This window comes from Roseateles terrae (assembly GCF_014192155.1).
Taxonomy (GTDB): domain Bacteria; phylum Pseudomonadota; class Gammaproteobacteria; order Burkholderiales; family Burkholderiaceae_C; genus Roseateles; species Roseateles terrae.
This window is the reverse complement of record NZ_JACHXO010000003.1, coordinates 528,367-544,104: the sequence shown is the minus strand read 5'-3', so window position 1 is coordinate 544,104 and position 15,738 is coordinate 528,367. Positions and strand designations below refer to the sequence as shown.

Sequence of the window (15,738 nt, the reverse complement as noted above, 5' to 3'; positions counted from 1 at the left end):
CCGGGCCTGCGACAATCGCCCCATGCTGAAGTTCGAACTGCTCAAGACCGAAGGCCGCGCCCGCCGTGGCCGCATGACGCTCAATCACGGTGTCGTGGAGACCCCGATTTTCATGCCGGTGGGCACCTACGGCACGGTCAAGGGTGTCATGCCCCGCTCGCTTGAGGAGATGGGCGCGCAGATCATCCTGGGCAACACCTTCCATCTGTGGATGCGTCCGGGCCTGGACATCATGAAGCAGTTCGGCGGCCTGCACCGCTTTGAAAGCTGGAACAAACCCATCCTCACCGACAGCGGTGGCTTCCAGGTCTGGTCGCTGGGCGAGATGCGCAAGATCAGCGAGGAAGGCGTCAAGTTCGCGTCGCCCGTCAATGGCGACAAGCTTTTCCTCACGCCCGAGATCTCCATGCAGATCCAGACGGTGCTCAACAGCGACATCGTCATGCAGTTTGACGAATGCACGCCCTATGAGACCAAGGGCCACATCACCACCGAAAAGGAAGCACGCCTGTCGATGGAGATGAGTCTGCGCTGGGCCAAGCGCTGCCAGGACGAGTTCGCGCGACTGGAGAATCCCAATGCCCTGTTCGGCATCGTCCAGGGCGGCATGTTCGAGAACCTGCGGGATGAATCGCTGAACGGCCTGAAGGCGCTGGACCTGCCCGGCTACGCCATCGGCGGCCTGTCGGTGGGCGAGCCCAAGGCGGACATGCTGCGCGTGCTGGACCACATCGGCCATCAGCTGCCCGACCACAAGCCGCGCTACCTCATGGGCGTCGGCACGCCGGAAGACCTGGTGGAAGGCGTGCGCCAGGGCATCGACATGTTCGACTGCGTCATGCCCACCCGCAATGCGCGCAATGGCCACCTCTTCACCCGCTTCGGCGACCTGCGCCTGCGTAACGCCCGCTACAAGGCGGATGAGCGGCCGGTGGACGAGACCTGCACCTGCTACTGCTGCCAGAACTTTAGCCGTGCCTATCTGCACCACCTGGACCGCTGCGGCGAAATGCTGGGCCCGATGCTGACCAGTATCCACAACCTGCACTACTACCTCAACCTGATGAAGGAAGTGCGCGAGGCGCTGGATGCCGACGACTTCGAAGGCTTCCGCCAGCGCTTCCAGGCGGATCGGGCGCGAGGAATCTGACCGAGCGCCGCCCGCACGCTTGAACGCGTGCAGGCGGGTGGGCGCTTTACTGCTGAATGAAGCTCAGCAGGTCGGCATTCAGACGGTCCTTGTGGGTGTCCGTCAGGCCGTGCGGTGCGCCTTCATACACCTTCAGCTGCGCGCCCTTGATGAGGCGGGCGGATGCGCGTCCGGAGATGTCCAGCGGCACGATCTGGTCGTCATCACCGTGGATCACCAGGGTGGGCTTGTCGAACTTCTTCAGGTCGTCGGTGAAGTCGGTTTCCGAGAACGCCTTGATCGAGTCATAGGTGTTCTTGTGGCCGCCCAGCATGCCCTGCAGCCACCAGTTGTCAATCAGACCCTGTGACACCTTCGCACCCGGACGGTTGAAGCCGTAGAACGGGCCGGAGGCGATGTCCTTGTACAGCTGCGCGCGGTTGGCCAGCTGACCGGCGCGCAGGCCGTCGAAGACCTCCTTGGGCACGCCGTTCGGATTCTTGTCCGACTTCACCATGACCGGCGGGACCGCCGACACCAGCACCGCCTTGGCCACGCGGGACGTGCCGTGGCGGCCGATGTATCGCGCCACTTCACCGCCGCCGGTGGAGAAGCCCACCAGCACGGCGTTCTTCAGGTTCAGCGTTTCGATGACGGTGGCCAGGTCGTCGGCATAGTGATCCATGTCGTTGCCTTCCCAGGGCTGGCTGGAACGGCCGTGACCGCGACGGTCATGGGCAATCACGCGGTAGCCGTGATCGGCCAGGAAGATCATCTGCGATTCCCAGCTGTCGGAGTCCAGCGGCCAGCCGTGGCTGAAGACGATGGGCTGACCGGTGCGGGGGCCCCAGTCCTTGTAGTAGAGCTGCACGCCATCCTTGGTGGTGATGTAGCTGCCGGACGGCTGGACGGCCGTCACGCGGGCGGCTCCGTGCTTGGCCGTGTCGGCAGCCAGCGCCGGCGTGGCGATGGCACTGGCCGCGGCGATGGCAAGGGTGGAGATGGCCAGCAGTTGGCGGCGGGAGGTACGGGCGAAGGCGTGGATACGGGACATGAGAGGCTCCTGGTGAAGTCGGCCATCAACCAAGCGATGGACGGATGAAAAACATGGGGTGGTGTGAGATGAGCTGGGTTTGAGGGTCAGGGACCGAGGGGATAGGCCGGCATTCTGTTAGCTTCCTATTACTTCGTGTACGAGATATTGAGTGAGCGGAAGGGCGACATCACGGGTTAGACAGGTGGCCAAGCGGCGAAGAGTGGACGAATCGGAAAGACGAAAAACAGAGCACTGCACGGCGGAAGGCCGCGCTCAACCGGACTTCGCCGCCATGCGGGCACGGAGCGTCAGCAGCCGGTCCCGCAGTTCGATGATGTCGCTGACATCCGTGTCAGCCGCTTCCGCCACGCATTGCGGCACATGAGCAGCGCGTTGTTGCATCGCGCGGCCCTCTTCGGTGAGGGTGATCAGCACCTGTCGTTCATCCTGCGCCGACCGGGTGCGCACCAGCAGACCTGCGGACTCGAGACGCTTGAGCAGCGGGGTGAGCGTGGGGGAGTCCAGGAACACCCGTTCGCTGATCTCGCCAACGGTCAGCCCGTCACGCTCCCACAGCACCAGCAGCACCAGGTATTGCGGGTAGGTGATGCCCAGGTCCTTGAGCAGGTCCCGATAGACCTTGTTCAGACCGAGCATCGTTGAATAGACGGCAAAGCAAAGCTGCCCATCGATATCCAGCGGCACACAGGCTGCGCCTGAACCACCGATGGACTGCGAGGGCGATGTCACACCCGTCGCAGCGTCAGCGGCGCCGGAGAGCGACTTCGCGGGGGTGGGAGTGTTCTTGCGTGCCATGGACGATAATTTAAATCGCACACAAACTAATTGCAAGCGAAAAGAACGAGAAAGGCTCCGCTGGGCCGCGTTTGAAGGAATTCCCGCACAAAAAGCAGACAAACATCAGTTTGCGCATGGGGTTCCGGGCGAGGGATGATCGGCGCCATGCTCAAGATGCTGTTGGCCCCACTGTTATGGTCGATCCGGCTGGTGCTGGCCCTGATCATCCTCTTTGAGGAATGGGGCTGGGAGCCGCTGCAGCGCTTCATGGCGCGCATCGGCCAGTGGCCGGTCATCCGGCAGCTGGAAGCGGTCGTCCGGCGCCTGTCTCCGTATGTCGCGCTGGCGGTGCTGCTGGTGCCGAGCCTGTTCTTGATTCCCATCAAGCTGCTGGCGCTGTGGCTGATCAGCCGGGGTCACGCGGCGTTGGGCGTGGGCGTGATCCTCGCGGCCAAGGTGGCCGGCACGGCGGTGGTGGCCCACCTCTTTGCACTGACCCAGCCGGCGCTGATGCGGCTCGACTGGTTTCGACGTCTCTACGCCCGCTGGGTGACGTGGAAGACCGAATTGCTGGCCTGGGTGCGGGCCAGCGGCGTGTGGCGCACGGCGCGTGCGCTCAAGTTGAGGATTCGGCGGATGCTGCGAAGAGGCGCGGCGGGGCACACCCGCCAAAAGGCCTGACGCGCTCAGCTCCGCACCTCGAAGGTCCGGACTTCACCCATCGGTGGCACCGGTCCGAGCAGTCCCTGCACCTTGCTGCGCAGCTCTTCGACGCTCACTTCCGCAGGCAGCGGCGCCCCGACATGCGCCTCCAGCCGACGTCCCGGTCGCAAGCTGGCCAGTCGGCCCCCCACCGACTTGCCGTTGCGCGCAAAGGCAGACGCCCACAGGCCGACCAGTCCCACCGGAATCACCGGCACCGGGCAGGCATCCAGCATGCGCCGGATGCCGGGCTTGAACTCTGCCAGCTGCCCGTCCCGCGTCAGTGCGCCTTCCGGGAACACACAGACCAGCTCGCCGTTGCGCAGGGCTGCGTCCACGGTGGCCAGGGCCTTCTCCAGCGTCTCGGGTTCCCGCTTGGCCGATGCAATCGGAATCGCATTCACCTGGCGGAACAGCCACGACAGCACGGGCACGCGGAAGATGCTGGCATCCATCACAAAGCGGATCGGCCGCGGGCACAGCGCACTGAGCACCAGCGCGTCCACATACGACACATGGTTCGGGGCCAGGATGGCCGCGCCCTCCTCGGGAATGTGATGAGTGCCGCTGGTGCGCAGCCGGTAGAGGGTGTGCACCACGAACCAGCTCACGAAGCGCCACAGGAACTCCGGCACCGTGCGATAGATGTAGAGCGCCACCAGGGCATTCAAGCCGGCACACACCAGGATCAGCCCGGTGACCGACACGCCTGCGGCCAGCAGCCCTGCCGACATGCCGGCAGCGATCACCATTGCCACCGCATTCAGGATGTTGTTGGCACTGATGATGCGCGACTGGCGCTGCGGCGCGGTGCGCAGTTGCACGAAGGCATACAGCGGCACGATGAACAGACCGCCGAACACCCCCAGCAGCGCCACATCGGCCAGCACCCGCAGGCTGCCGCTGGTCGCCAGGAACTGGGTCCAGCTCAGCGGCAGCGACGTGCCCAAGGTCTGCAGCGCCGATGCGAAACGGTCGCAGGACCAGGCCATGTCCGCCGTGAAGACCGTCAGGCCGATCGAGCCGATCGGCACCAGGCCGATTTCCACCTTGTGTCCGGACAGCCGCTCACACAGCAGCGAACCGGCCGCGATGCCGATGGAGAAAGTCGCCAGCAGCACCGTCACCACCGTGGTGTCGCCATGCAGCACGTCCTTGCCCAGCGCCGGAATCTGCGACAGCACCACCGCACCCACAAACCAGAACCACGAGATGGCCAGCAGGCTGTTCCACACCCCTTCGCCTTCGCGCTTGCCCATCTTCACCGTGGCCACCGTCTCGGACACCACGCTGAATCGCAGCTTCAGATCGGGCGCGGCTTCGCCGGTCGCGGGAATGAAGAGGCTGGACACCAGTCCCAGCACCGCGAAGCCCAGCAGCGCGATCGACAGCCACAGCGGGTTGGTCGTCACCGCGGCGATCACGCCGGCCACCAGCGTGCCGAGCAGGATGCTGAGGAAGGTGCCCATTTCCAGCAGGCCATTGCCGCCGGTCAGTTCCTCCTTGGCCAGCACCCGCGGCAGCAGCGAATACTTCACCGGTCCGAAGAAGGCGGAGTGGCAGCCCATGGCGAAGATCGATGCCAGCAGCACCGGCAGGCTCTTCAGGTAGAAACCGGCACTGGCCACCATCATGATGGCCACCTCCGCCGCCTTCACCGCACGGATCACGCGGGCCTTGTCGAAGCGGTCGGCCAGCTGTCCGGCATAGGCCGAGAACAGCACGAACGGCAGGATGAACAGCCCCGCGGCCAGATTGGCCACCAGGCCGGGGGACAGGCTTGTGTACTCCGTCGCATGGAAGGTCACCAGCAGGATGACCAGTTGCTTCAGGAAGGAGTCGTTGAAGGCCCCCGCCAGCTGGGTGGCGAAGAACGGGCCGAACCTGCGCTGACCGAGCAGGCGGAACTGGGAGTGCGATGCGTGATCGCTGGAAGCGGGGTGAGTCATGGCCGGCTCGTCCTGGAGAGGGGTCAAAGGATCCGCAAAGGGGTCCGCAACGGAGAAACAGCAGCGATTAGAGCGGCGAACCGGGGCGCTGTGGTGTCATCCCCGCCGCTCTACGGGATAACGAGAGCGACGCCGGTACGCCACTGCGGCATCGGTCACCGGTTGCAGCGGAAAGCCCGCGCGTCGGCGACGCGAAGACGTTTACCGGGTGACGCGGTCCCGCACGGTGACGCGTTCGTTGTGCATCAGCGAAGCGCCGATCTCATTCGGGATGAAGGCGATGGCCTCCCCGGCGGCGGACAGCACCACGCCGGTTCCCACCACGATCACCGTCACCGCGGTGCCAACAGCGACCGAGGCGCCGGTCACGACCTTGCCGGCGAACCGCACGCTGACCTTCACGCCGTCCGACACCCGCTTGAGCACCCACACCGTGCCGGCGGCCGTGACCTCGACGGCCACCACCACCAGCGAAGCGCCTGCGGTCAGCACCACCGACGGTGCAACCACCGAGACGGCCACCGGCAGGGCCGACAGGGCTGCGCTGGCTTCACTGCCCGCCTCGCGATGGGCAGAGGCGGTCCCGGGCGTCATCAGGGTGCAGACCGCGGCCAGGGCGGCGGAGAGCAGCAGGTGCTGCGGACAGGCGGCCAGGCGGGACGACAGGGACGACAGCTTCGAAGGCATGCGGGGCAAAGTCGTGCGGAACATGATGGGTGATCCGATCAGAGTGAAGGTCGATGCAGTCAAAAGGGGTGGCGGGCGCGGGGGTCCCACTCAGGCGGTGCGATCCACTTCCGGAACGCTGCCCCGGGCGGCTTCACGGCGGCCATGCAGACGAGCCTCCATCAGATCGGCCTCGTGGGCGTCCCGCAGCATCTTGGCCAGGGTGAACACGTTGGAGATCAGATAGAGCCAGGACACCAGCAGGTAAGCCTTCCAGACCGGCTGGATGTCCATGCGCCACAGACCCCAGGCGGTCAGACCCATGGCCAGGGCAAAGCCGCTCCAGACGACCACGCCCCACATGGGGGTGTCGCTGCGCTCGCTCTGCTTGTCGCGGATGAACTTCGCCAGGGCAAAGCCGGTGGAGAGGCAGAACACGTAGCCCATCACCATGAACGCACGGTCCAGATCGGCACCCGGCAGATAGGCCAGGCCGGTGGCGCACAGCGTCACGCTGATTCCGAAGGAGGCCCAGACCTGATAGCGCCAGGCTTGGGTGTCACGTTGGATGCGGTTCATGTCAGTTCCTTGGGTCGGGGTCAATGCGATGGACATATCTTCTGGCGCCGGTTCGCCGCCAGCGGCAGATTTCCAGCGCGGTAGCAGCTGGCGGCGGTCGCGGTAGCGCTTCGCGATACCGGTCATCGCGGTGGTCGGGCGGCAGTATCTCCGCACCGCGACCCCAGGGCGATCACATCAAATGGGGAGACGTGGCAAAGACCGCCGGTAACAAGGCGTGACCACCGGAGCGGACTTTTCGCTTCAGCGCCAGGTCAAACAGCAGCGGATGCTGGCGCCGCAGGGCTTCCAGTGGCGGCACGTCTGCCGGGTCCAGCAGGCCGGCCTTCACCAGTCGCGGCAGGCGCACCAGCGGCATCACCCCTGGCAGCGGATAGTCCGAGCCATGCAGCAGGCGTGGGTGCCAGTCCTGCCGTCGCAGCAGGGTGTGCCAGACCTCCTGCCGACGGTTGAACTGGAAGACGGCGGAGACGTCCCCCAGCAGCAGCCCGCGCCATGCCGGCTCGTCCATCAGGCGGGCGAAGAGGTCGAAGGCCGGGACCTGGCGCGGTCGGGGCAGGTCCAGATCGAGGGCGTCGCCGAGGGAGGCGCAATGCGCCGCGATCACCCGCACGCCGTGCCGCAGCGGTGTGCGCAGATGCAGCGGATTGCCCAGACCCTGCTGACCGGCGCCGGGCACCGCATGCTCCTCCCCCACGTGGACGATCAGCGGGATGCGGGCGGCGGCGAGCCGGTCGTAGAAGGGCGTCAGCTGTGGCGACCGCAGGTCGATGTTCATCGCGCTGGGCAGCCATTTGACGGCCAGCGCGCCGCCTTGCAGCGCTGCCTCGAGACGGGCCCGTGCATCGGGCCGGGACGGATGGATGGAGGCCACCCAACCGAAGCGATCCGGCCGCCGGGCCGCGACCTCTCGGGCATAGGCGTTGGGCACGTGGAACGTCGTCCAGTCAGGGCGGCGGGCGCCGGCGGCGTCCAGGGCCTCGTCGAAGGCGAACAGCAGCCAGCGGGCGCCGGTGGGGAACGCGTCGGCCAGCTGGGTCAGGCGGGCAACATAGGCGCGGTCCACCTCCTGGCTGCCTTCGGGAACACAGGCGCCGTTGAGGATCATGCGTTTGCGCAGATGCTCCACCGGATGCCACCACTGGGTCAGGCGCGGGTCCACCCAGCAGCCGGAGCCGCTGTCGCCGGTGCCCAGCAGGTGGGCATGCACGTCCCAGAGCTGGCTGGGGTCGAGCCCGTCCCAGACGCTGTTCAGCCAGTCCGGTGGCACGCCGTCCAGCGGCGCGGCGGTCGAGGGATCGACGGGGGCGCTGCCAGGCGGGCGCCCCTGCGGCAGCGGCGGGCAGGGGTTGAGCAGCGGGCCGGCCTGTGAGGCGCCCAGGGCACTGAACAGGCCGACACCGGCAAGACCGCCGCAGCACAGCAGATGACGTCGTCGCAGCATGAGGCGAGGGGGAAGTGGAGAAGGCGCGATGCTCGGGGGTGTCGGCGTGGTCGCAACGAACGGGTGGGGGCGGTAGCGTCAGATGAGCGCACCGGTATCAATCTGCGATACCGTTCCGGGATGGCCAGCACCCAGACCCTCATTGACCTCATCAAGGCGGAGCTCAAGACCGCCGGCATCAGCTATGCGCAACTGGCGCGGGAGCTGGATCTGTCGGAGTCCAGTGTGAAGCGGATGTTTGCCACGGGTGGGGAGATGCCCCTGTCCCGCATCGATGAGTTGTGCCGGGTACTGAAGACCGATTTTGCGGAGCTGTCGCAGCGCCTGTCGCGGTCGCAACCGCTCAGGCTGGAGCTGACCCTGCAGCAGGAGAAGGAAGTAGTGGCGGACGAGAGGCTGCTGCTCATGGCCATCTGCTGCCTCAGCCAGTGGAGTTACGAGCAGATCGTGACCACCTACCGACTGTCGGAAGCGGACGCCACGCGGGCGATGGCGCATCTGGACCGGCTGGGCATCATCGAGCTGCGGCCGATGAACCGCTACCGGCTGCAGGTGGCGAAGACCTTCCGCTGGCGTCCGCACGGTCCGGTGATGCAGTTCTTCCGCGACAGCGTGATGCAGGATTTCTTCAACGGCGGTTTCGACGGGGATGGCGAGATGATGATGCTGGTGCACGGCCAGCTCAGTCCCGGGATGGCGCGGGAGCTTCGCGACCGATTGCAGCGTGTGGCCGAGGACTTTGCGCGCCAGCATCTGCTGGATCAGAAGCTGCCGGAAGACGAGAAGCGTCAGTTCACGCTGGTGATGGGCATGCGCTGCTGGCTGTTTGAGCGCTTCGCGCATCTGCAGCGGCCGGCGGCGGTGACGCGTGCTTTGAAGGCGTGAGCGGGTAGAACGCAAAGGCCCTGCTGAGATCTTTTTCTGCCGCCGGGTGCAGCAAGTACTTCAAGGGGCCATTCCGTCGCGAATACGTGCCAGGGCCTCAGACACAGGAACCGGCGAGACTTGTCCCGCTGCGAGTTCAGCCTCCCGCTGCTCGGCGACGCGATCCCACGCCGCTTCCATGTCGGGATCGACGTCCAGGCTGGACACGAGGCGCTCCAACAAGTGCGAGCGTTCCGCTTCCGTCAGCGTCAAGGCTTGTGCTTCCAGCGACTCCAAGAGTGTTAGTCGATCCACCATTTCTGGCTCCTTCTTGCGTTGCCGTTAGCTTGCCACAAGCCCTCGGTTCAGAGGCCTGAAATGGCCTCTCAAATGTCTGCGTTACCAGAACTCCCAATGACCTGAGGCAGTGACCCAGATCCCCAGAACCCCGTTGGTGACGGCATGGGCGATCACGGCGCATCCCAGCTTGCCGGTGCGTTGATACAGCAGGCCATACACCAGCCCTGCCACGATCGCCGCCAGCCACAGCGTATGGGCCAGCATGAAGAGGAAGGTCGACAACACCAGCGCCTTCAGCCCCGCCTCGCGCGGATCGACGCTTTCAAACCGGGGATTGGCGATCCAGCGCATCAGAAAGCTGCGCCAGAACAGCTCTTCCATCACCGGCACCAGCAGCGCCGCTCCCAGCCACCGCACCACGATCAGCGGCCAGTCCAGGCGGCCATCCGGCAGCACGGGCACGAAGCTCGCCGTGGCCTCGCCCAGTTGCATCCACGGCGCATCCAGCACGATCCAGAGCCCGAACACCGCCAGCCCCAATGCCACGCTGGCGGCGGCCTCCTTCAGCGTCGGCAGGTTCTGGCTTGAGAATTCGCCGTACTGCTTCCAGAACCAGGCCAGCGCCCCGCCCACCGCCACCAGATTCAGTGCGTACAGCCATCGCGGGTCCAGCCCCCAGGCGTTGTCGGCGGGAATCGCGCCCCGCAGGGCCAGCAGACCCATGAAGAGCGCAAACGGAAGGACTCGGGCCCAGGCAGCAGCATTCAGCATGGGGCCATTGTGTCCGGACTTGGCGCCGCATTTCTGCCGGCTTCATGCTCGCTTCATGTCGGCTTTGCCGCCTCGGCTTGTGGCCACAGGCTTCGCCGCCGCGCGGCTGTGCTTTGCAGTCTCAGTCGGCAAACGCCCGCCGCAAGGCCTCAATCGCATGCCGCACCTTGGCCGGCTGCGCATCCCGCTGCGGGGTCAGGACATGCACCGGCAAGGCCGGCGGCTCCCACTCCGGCAGCAGTCGGAGCAGTCGGCCCTGCGCGACGGACTCGTCCACATCGTCGGTGCCCAGCAGCGCCAGCCCCAGGCCGGATTCACACAGCTGCTGCAGGCTCAACTGGTTGTTGCTGCTGGCCCGCGGCGTGACCCGCAGCCACTGCTCCGTGCCATCGGCCCCACGCAGCGGCAGCGTCTGGAAGGGCGTGGTGTCCGGCCGAAGCGCCAGCCAGTCATGCCGGCCCAGCTCGGACACCGAAGAAGGCACGCCCCGCCGCGCCAGGTAGGCCGGCGCCGCAAACAGCCCGGTGCCTTTGGCGCCGATGCGCTGGGCCACCCAGCTGCTGTCCGGCAACCGTCCGAAGCGCACCGCCAGATCAATGCGCTTGGCCACCAGATCGGTGAATCCGTCGTCCACCTCCAGATGGAGCGACAACCCCGGATGCGCCGCCATCAGCGGCGCCAGGGCCGGCCCCAACTGCCGCGCGAAGCCCACGGTGGCGCTGATGCGCAGCTCCCCCTCCGGCGCATCCCGCAGGCGGTGCAACTGCGCCTGAGCCTCCTGCGCGGCAGCGAGCATCGCCTTGCAGCCGGCCACGAAGTGTTCCCCCGCCGGCGTCAGGCTGATGCGCCGGGTGGAGCGGTGCAGCAGCGTGACGCCCATGTCCCGCTCCAGCGCCCGCAGTTGCTGGCTGACTGCCGAGGTGGTGGTCTGCAGATGACGGGCCGCCGCGACCAGGCTGCCCTGTTCGACCACGGTGGCGAGCACCGCCATGCGCCGCAATTGATCCAGCATTGTGAAGTTGATCTAAAGGATGAAAGCTCGAAGCGATGACTTCACGGTCGATTATGAAGTTTCTAAAGTCCATCCATCGATTTACCCCGTCCGGCATCGACCGGACACATTTCGAAGGATTCCCATGAAAGTCGCTCTGATCGGACCCACCGGATTTGTGGGCAGCGAAGTCCTCAAGGAACTGCTGGCTCGCGGCCATGAAGTGGTCGCCCTGGCCCGTACGCCCGCCAAGGTCGAACCCAAGCCGGGCCTGACCGTTGTGCAGGCTGACGCCAAGGACAGCGCCCAGGTGGCCGCTGCCGTGAAGGGCGCGGATGCGGTGGTGAACGCCTACAACCCGGGCTGGTCGGTGCCGAATCTGTATGACGAGTTCCTCGCCGGCACCCGGGCGATCTATGCAGGCACCAAGGCGTCTGGCGTCAAGCGCCTGCTGACGGTGGGTGGCGCCGGCAGCCTCTACATTGCACCCGGCGTGCAACTGGTGGACACGCCGGAATTCCCCGCGGAATGGAAGAACGGCGCACTGGCCGCTCGGGAAGCGCTGAATCTGCTGCGGGAGGAGACCTCGCTGGACTGGACCTTCCTGTCCCCCGCCGTGCATCTGGAGCCGGGCGAGCGCCGCGGCACCTACCGGGTGAGCCTGGACACCCCGGTGATGGACAGCAAGGGCCCGGCCCATGTCTCGACGGCCGACCTCGCCGTGGCAATCGTGGACGAGCTGGAAAAGCCGCAGCACATCCGCCGCCGCTTCACTGTCGGCTACTGAGCGCGGGACGAGGCTTCCGAAACGGCCGACGTGGCGGGACTGGCTCGAACGGCCCAAACGGCTTCGACGATCAGGCCTTGACCAGGCCTTGATCAGGCCTCGATCAGGCGGTCTGCTGCTCCAGTAGATAGTTGGCGCCGTCGTACTGCCCCAGCACGTCGACCAGCAGCGGCAGGCATTCCGCCAGCCGATCATGCAGGACGTAGGGCGGGTTGATGACGAACATCCCACTGCCCAGCATGCCGAAGCCCCGCTCGTCCGGCTGGGCCACCGTCAGCCGCACATGCAGCCAGCCCTTCTTGGCCGTGGATTCCCCCACCGCCTTGAGGCGCTGCAGCAGTTGCGCCGATTCCAGCAGCTGCAGCTGCGGATACCAGAGGGCCACGGTGCCGTCCGGGAAGCGCTGCAGGGCCTCGCGCAGGGCGCCGATCACCTTGGCGTAGTCCGTCTTGATCTCATAGGGCGGATCGATCAGCACCACGCCCCGGCGGGACGGCGGCGGCAGCTCGGCCTTCAGGCCGGCAAAGCCGTCACTGTTCTGCACCTGGGAATTGGGCCGGTCCGCGAGATAGCTCTCCAGAATGCGCTGATCGGTCGGATGCAGCTCGTAGCAGCGCAGGCGGTCCTGTTCGCGCATCAGCATGCGGGCGATGGCCGGCGAGCCGGGATACTGCTCCAGCGCGCCGCCGGCATTGAAGTCGCGCACCAGCTCGACGTACTGCTGCAGCGGCTCGGGCAGGTCCTTGCGCTGGTAGAGCGCGGCGATGCCGCCCAGATGCTCGGCGTTTTTCTGGGCATAACGGCCGTCCAGCGCATAACCGCCGGCGCCGGCATGGGTGTCCACCACGGTGTAGGCCTTGTCTTTTTCTCCCATGTAGCGGAGCACTTCGGCCAGAACCAGGTGTTTGAGCACGTCGGCGTGGTTGCCGGCGTGGAAAGCGTGTCGATAAGCGAGCATGTCGGCACTGTACCTGCGATCGCCCCCGATGGATGCGGCGCCGGCGCCATGGTGGCGTTGCGGCGCCCGCTCAGCGGTCTCCGCGCGGCCTCCCCACCAGCTTCCTGGCGGCGTCCCGGCAAGGTGCGGGCAAGACGTGCCGGCGGTGTCTCAGATCTGCATCGCGCCCGGGCTGTAAACGCCGTCCATCGGCACCGGCGCGGTGTCGCAGGGGTGGCGGTACTGCGCCACCGGGCGCAGCGGCTGGCCATCCACCGCCCCGGGTTCCTCCGCCCGGCCCAGCAGGGGGGAGCCGGGCCGCAGGGCGTAGTCATGGCGTTCAGGTGCCACGAAGGCGGAGCGGTCCACAAAGTAGTTGTGGTGCTGCTCCCACCCCGGCCCCGGCGGCAGCTCCCGTTTGCCGCACAGCAGGTTGTTGATCACACGGACCTTCTGTGCCCCCGGCGCCATGCGGAGGTAGACGCCGCCGGCCGGTCGCAGGTCCACCAGGGTGTTGTTGATCAGGTGCAGTTCATGCCGCGGTCCGACCAGCCCTTCGCTGCCATAGGCCACCAGGTGGTAGTTCTCGGTTGAGGCGCTCTGCTGGATGAGGTTGCCCACCACCAGTCCCAGGCCGCCATTGGGGAACTCCAGCTCAAAGCTGGCGCGGCCGGTTTCGTCGGTCAGGCGGTTGTAGAAGATGTGGTTCACCGCCGCCCGGCTCTTGAGCAGATGCCCAGTGTGGCCATGATGGAAATAGCTGCCCACCACCCTTAACCGGCCGATGCTGCCCACATAACAGTTGTGGGTGCGGCCTTCCCCGGGCGCAATGGCGCCGAACTCGCAGCGTTCGATGTCCAGCGTGATGGACGGGTCGTTCGCGGAAAGCAGGCCATTTTCGTTGTCGTCGAAGCGGCAGTCGCGCAGGGTCAGCGAGCCGCGTTCCAGGCGGATGCCGGCGCCATTGCGGTCCGGGACCCGCGCGCCGATGAAATCGAAGCCGGTGATGGTCATGCGCCGACCGGCGCAGACGAAAAGGCCCTTGCCTTGGGCATGCGCGCCGTCGGCCAGCAGGCGCACCCGGCCGCCGACGGCGCGCAAGGTCAGATCGTCCTGGGTCCAGGTGGCGACGTCGGCGCGATAGTCGCCGGCCTGCACTTCGATGGTGCTGCCGGGGCGGGCTTCTGCAGCGGCGGCCGCCAGGGTGGTGAGCCGCTGGCCGGGACCGACCCGAAGGAGCGGGCCGGTGGTGGGGGACGTCTGAGCCAGGGCGTTCCCGGGGCAAAAAGCCGCGAGCCGCGCGCTCCCGACGGCCAGGGCGCTTCTGAGGAGTGCCCGACGCCCGAGTGGCGACGGCCCGGCACAGCGGTTCGGGCGGGACGAAGCATCAGACATGGCGGCGAGGCGGAGCGGCGACTCCCGAACGGTAGCGGGGGCGCGCGAGTCTAGCCAACTCGCCGCGAGCCTGCAGAGCGCGGCACAAGCCCCCAGCCCCCGTCCGGACTGTCGCGCAGGTTCAGCAAGTGATCGCCGCCGCCAGTAAGCTCCCGCCATCCCTCCTCCGAGACGGTTCCTTGGCGGCGGCGGCACGGTCTGCCGTTTGCCATCCCGCCGGAACCTCCTTTTGACCCTTCTTTTTCGAGTGACCCCCTATGCCGAGCTTGTTTGATCCGCTGCAACTGGGCGCCGTGTCGATGGCCAACCGCATCGTCATGGCCCCGCTGACCCGCAACCGTTCCCAGGGCCTGCTGCCCGGTCCGCTGGCTGTCGAGTACTACCGTCAGCGCGCCACCGCCGGCCTGATCATCAGTGAAGGCGCACAGATCGCGCCGGAAGGCCAGGGTTATCTGGACACCCCAGGGATCTATTCGCCGGAGCAGGTCGCCGCCTGGAAGCGGGTGACCGATGCGGTGCATGAAGCCGGTGGCAAGATCGCCGTGCAGCTCTGGCACGTCGGCCGCATTTCCCACGCCGAATTCCAGCCGGATGGCGCCAAGCCGGTGTCTTCCACCGACCGCCCGGCCAACAGCAAGACCTTCACCAAGGAAGGTTTCGTCGACGTGGCCGCGCCGCGTGCCCTGAAGACGGAAGAGCTGCCCGGCATCGTCCAGTCGTATGTGCATGCCGCGAAGTCCGCCATGGAAGCCGGCTTCGACGCCGTGGAAGTGCACGGCGCCAACGGCTATCTGCTGGACCAGTTCCTGCGCGACAGCGTCAACGACCGCACCGATGCGTACGGCGGCTCCATCGAGAACCGCGCCCGCCTGCTGCTGGAGACGATGCGTGCCATCGTCGATGCGATCGGTGCGGACCGCACCGGCCTGCGCCTGTCGCCGGTCACGCCGGTCAACGATGCCGGCCAGGACAGCGATGCACAAGCGCTCTTCAACTATGTCGCCGAGCAGCTGGCACCGATGAAGCTGGCTTTCCTGCATGTGATCGAAGGCCAGACCGGCGGCCCGCGCGACGTGGCGCCGTTCGACTACGCCGCCCTGCGCGAGCGCTTCAAGGGCCCCTACATCGCCAACAACGGCTACACCCGCGAGATGGCGCTGGCCGCCGTGGCGGATGGCCAGGCGGATGCAGTGGCCTTTGGCCGCAGCTTCATCTCCAATCCGGACCTGGTGCGTCGCCTGCGCCTGAATGCGCCGCTGCAGAAGGCCAACTCGGCCACGATGTATGGCGGCGGTGCTGAAGGCTACACCGACTACCCTGCGCTGGCGGACTGATCGCCCAGACGCTCAAGCTTCCGTGTGATGCCCGCCGGCCGCTGCCTTCAGCGCCC

At 66.6% G+C, this 15,738-nt stretch carries 16 protein-coding genes; 5 read left to right on the top strand and 11 right to left on the bottom strand.

The window, feature by feature from the left end:
* Positions 1-22 precede the first annotated feature (22 nt).
* Complete coding sequence (gene tgt / locus FHS28_RS11675) at positions 23-1,150, top strand: tRNA guanosine(34) transglycosylase Tgt (RefSeq protein ID WP_088453095.1); 1,128 nt, start codon at positions 23-25, stop codon at positions 1,148-1,150.
* A 46-nt stretch (positions 1,151-1,196) separates the two neighbouring features.
* Here the strand turns inward: tgt and FHS28_RS11670 are convergent, their stop codons facing one another.
* Both FHS28_RS11670 and FHS28_RS11665 read right to left on the bottom strand, forming a co-directional pair.
* Positions 1,197-2,183: an alpha/beta fold hydrolase gene (locus FHS28_RS11670; RefSeq protein ID WP_088452493.1), complete on the bottom strand. Its 987-nt coding sequence runs from the start codon at positions 2,181-2,183 to the stop codon at positions 1,197-1,199.
* 255 nt (positions 2,184-2,438) lie between these two features.
* Positions 2,439-2,981 carry a MarR family winged helix-turn-helix transcriptional regulator gene (locus tag FHS28_RS11665; protein ID WP_088452495.1) on the bottom strand — a complete coding sequence of 181 codons (543 nt, stop codon included), beginning with the start codon at positions 2,979-2,981 and terminating at the stop codon, positions 2,439-2,441.
* 147 nt (positions 2,982-3,128) lie between these two features.
* On the opposite strand from FHS28_RS11665, the gene FHS28_RS11660 reads away from it, so the two are divergent.
* Positions 3,129-3,644: a hypothetical protein gene (locus FHS28_RS11660; protein ID WP_246409929.1), complete on the top strand. Its 516-nt coding sequence runs from the start codon at positions 3,129-3,131 to the stop codon at positions 3,642-3,644.
* A 5-nt stretch (positions 3,645-3,649) separates the two neighbouring features.
* On the opposite strand, the gene FHS28_RS11655 is transcribed toward FHS28_RS11660, so the two are convergent.
* From FHS28_RS11655 to FHS28_RS11640, 4 genes are all read right to left on the bottom strand, one after another.
* Positions 3,650-5,614, bottom strand: coding sequence for an MFS transporter (locus FHS28_RS11655; protein ID WP_088452497.1), 1,965 nt, complete (start codon positions 5,612-5,614; stop codon positions 3,650-3,652).
* Between the two features lie 201 nt (positions 5,615-5,815).
* Entirely contained in the window at positions 5,816-6,325 is a 510-nt protein-coding gene (locus tag FHS28_RS11650; RefSeq protein ID WP_246409927.1) for a hypothetical protein, read from the bottom strand.
* A gap of 66 nt (positions 6,326-6,391) precedes the next feature.
* Positions 6,392-6,859: a YiaA/YiaB family inner membrane protein gene (locus FHS28_RS11645; protein WP_088452499.1), complete on the bottom strand. Its 468-nt coding sequence runs from the start codon at positions 6,857-6,859 to the stop codon at positions 6,392-6,394.
* Between the two features lie 172 nt (positions 6,860-7,031).
* Positions 7,032-8,303: an amidohydrolase family protein gene (locus FHS28_RS11640; protein ID WP_088452501.1), complete on the bottom strand. Its 1,272-nt coding sequence runs from the start codon at positions 8,301-8,303 to the stop codon at positions 7,032-7,034.
* A gap of 120 nt (positions 8,304-8,423) precedes the next feature.
* Here FHS28_RS11640 and FHS28_RS11635 point away from each other — a divergent pair, with 120 nt between their 5' ends.
* On the top strand, positions 8,424-9,188 hold the full coding sequence (locus FHS28_RS11635; protein WP_088452503.1) for a helix-turn-helix domain-containing protein: 765 nt from the start codon (positions 8,424-8,426) through the stop codon (positions 9,186-9,188).
* A gap of 60 nt (positions 9,189-9,248) precedes the next feature.
* Here FHS28_RS11635 and FHS28_RS11630 read toward each other — a convergent pair whose 3' ends face one another.
* From FHS28_RS11630 to FHS28_RS11620, 3 genes are all read right to left on the bottom strand, one after another.
* Positions 9,249-9,485 carry an addiction module protein gene (locus FHS28_RS11630; RefSeq protein ID WP_088452505.1) on the bottom strand — a complete coding sequence of 79 codons (237 nt, stop codon included), beginning with the start codon at positions 9,483-9,485 and terminating at the stop codon, positions 9,249-9,251.
* 81 nt (positions 9,486-9,566) lie between these two features.
* Positions 9,567-10,238, bottom strand: a complete 672-nt coding sequence (locus FHS28_RS11625) for a CAAX prenyl protease-related protein (protein WP_088452507.1) — start codon at positions 10,236-10,238, stop codon at positions 9,567-9,569.
* A gap of 121 nt (positions 10,239-10,359) precedes the next feature.
* Positions 10,360-11,250 carry a LysR family transcriptional regulator gene (locus FHS28_RS11620; protein ID WP_310736775.1) on the bottom strand — a complete coding sequence of 297 codons (891 nt, stop codon included), beginning with the start codon at positions 11,248-11,250 and terminating at the stop codon, positions 10,360-10,362.
* 124 nt (positions 11,251-11,374) lie between these two features.
* Here FHS28_RS11620 and FHS28_RS11615 point away from each other — a divergent pair, with 124 nt between their 5' ends.
* On the top strand, positions 11,375-12,016 hold the full coding sequence (locus FHS28_RS11615) for an NAD(P)-dependent oxidoreductase (protein WP_088452509.1): 642 nt from the start codon (positions 11,375-11,377) through the stop codon (positions 12,014-12,016).
* 103 nt (positions 12,017-12,119) lie between these two features.
* On the opposite strand, the gene FHS28_RS11610 is transcribed toward FHS28_RS11615, so the two are convergent.
* Entirely contained in the window at positions 12,120-12,974 is an 855-nt protein-coding gene (locus FHS28_RS11610; protein WP_088452511.1) for a 23S rRNA (adenine(2030)-N(6))-methyltransferase RlmJ, read from the bottom strand.
* A gap of 150 nt (positions 12,975-13,124) precedes the next feature.
* Positions 13,125-14,348, bottom strand: coding sequence for a right-handed parallel beta-helix repeat-containing protein (locus FHS28_RS11605; RefSeq protein WP_184294625.1), 1,224 nt, complete (start codon positions 14,346-14,348; stop codon positions 13,125-13,127).
* A 257-nt stretch (positions 14,349-14,605) separates the two neighbouring features.
* Here FHS28_RS11605 and FHS28_RS11600 point away from each other — a divergent pair, with 257 nt between their 5' ends.
* Positions 14,606-15,682 carry an alkene reductase gene (locus tag FHS28_RS11600; RefSeq protein ID WP_088452515.1) on the top strand — a complete coding sequence of 359 codons (1,077 nt, stop codon included), beginning with the start codon at positions 14,606-14,608 and terminating at the stop codon, positions 15,680-15,682.
* The last annotated feature ends 56 nt before the right edge of the window (positions 15,683-15,738 follow it).

What these genes read in the sequence shown, in the direction of transcription:
- FHS28_RS11665 (WP_088452495.1), bottom strand. Translation starts at nt 2,981, where the DNA reads ATGGCACGCAAGAACACTCCCACCCCCGCGAAGTCGCTCTCCGGCGCC.
- FHS28_RS11625 (WP_088452507.1), bottom strand. Translation starts at nt 10,238, where the DNA reads ATGCTGAATGCTGCTGCCTGGGCCCGAGTCCTTCCGTTTGCGCTCTTC.
- FHS28_RS11670 (WP_088452493.1), bottom strand. Translation starts at nt 2,183, where the DNA reads ATGTCCCGTATCCACGCCTTCGCCCGTACCTCCCGCCGCCAACTGCTG.
- FHS28_RS11645 (WP_088452499.1), bottom strand. Translation starts at nt 6,859, where the DNA reads ATGAACCGCATCCAACGTGACACCCAAGCCTGGCGCTATCAGGTCTGG.
- FHS28_RS11620 (WP_310736775.1), bottom strand. Translation starts at nt 11,250, where the DNA reads ATGCTGGATCAATTGCGGCGCATGGCGGTGCTCGCCACCGTGGTCGAA.
- FHS28_RS11630 (WP_088452505.1), bottom strand. Translation starts at nt 9,485, where the DNA reads ATGGTGGATCGACTAACACTCTTGGAGTCGCTGGAAGCACAAGCCTTG.
- FHS28_RS11600 (WP_088452515.1), top strand. Translation starts at nt 14,606, where the DNA reads ATGCCGAGCTTGTTTGATCCGCTGCAACTGGGCGCCGTGTCGATGGCC.
- tgt (WP_088453095.1), top strand. Translation starts at nt 23, where the DNA reads ATGCTGAAGTTCGAACTGCTCAAGACCGAAGGCCGCGCCCGCCGTGGC.
- FHS28_RS11650 (WP_246409927.1), bottom strand. Translation starts at nt 6,325, where the DNA reads ATGTTCCGCACGACTTTGCCCCGCATGCCTTCGAAGCTGTCGTCCCTG.
- FHS28_RS11605 (WP_184294625.1), bottom strand. Translation starts at nt 14,348, where the DNA reads ATGTCTGATGCTTCGTCCCGCCCGAACCGCTGTGCCGGGCCGTCGCCA.
- FHS28_RS11610 (WP_088452511.1), bottom strand. Translation starts at nt 12,974, where the DNA reads ATGCTCGCTTATCGACACGCTTTCCACGCCGGCAACCACGCCGACGTG.
- FHS28_RS11640 (WP_088452501.1), bottom strand. Translation starts at nt 8,303, where the DNA reads ATGCTGCGACGACGTCATCTGCTGTGCTGCGGCGGTCTTGCCGGTGTC.
- FHS28_RS11655 (WP_088452497.1), bottom strand. Translation starts at nt 5,614, where the DNA reads ATGACTCACCCCGCTTCCAGCGATCACGCATCGCACTCCCAGTTCCGC.
- FHS28_RS11635 (WP_088452503.1), top strand. Translation starts at nt 8,424, where the DNA reads ATGGCCAGCACCCAGACCCTCATTGACCTCATCAAGGCGGAGCTCAAG.
- FHS28_RS11660 (WP_246409929.1), top strand. Translation starts at nt 3,129, where the DNA reads ATGCTCAAGATGCTGTTGGCCCCACTGTTATGGTCGATCCGGCTGGTG.
- FHS28_RS11615 (WP_088452509.1), top strand. Translation starts at nt 11,375, where the DNA reads ATGAAAGTCGCTCTGATCGGACCCACCGGATTTGTGGGCAGCGAAGTC.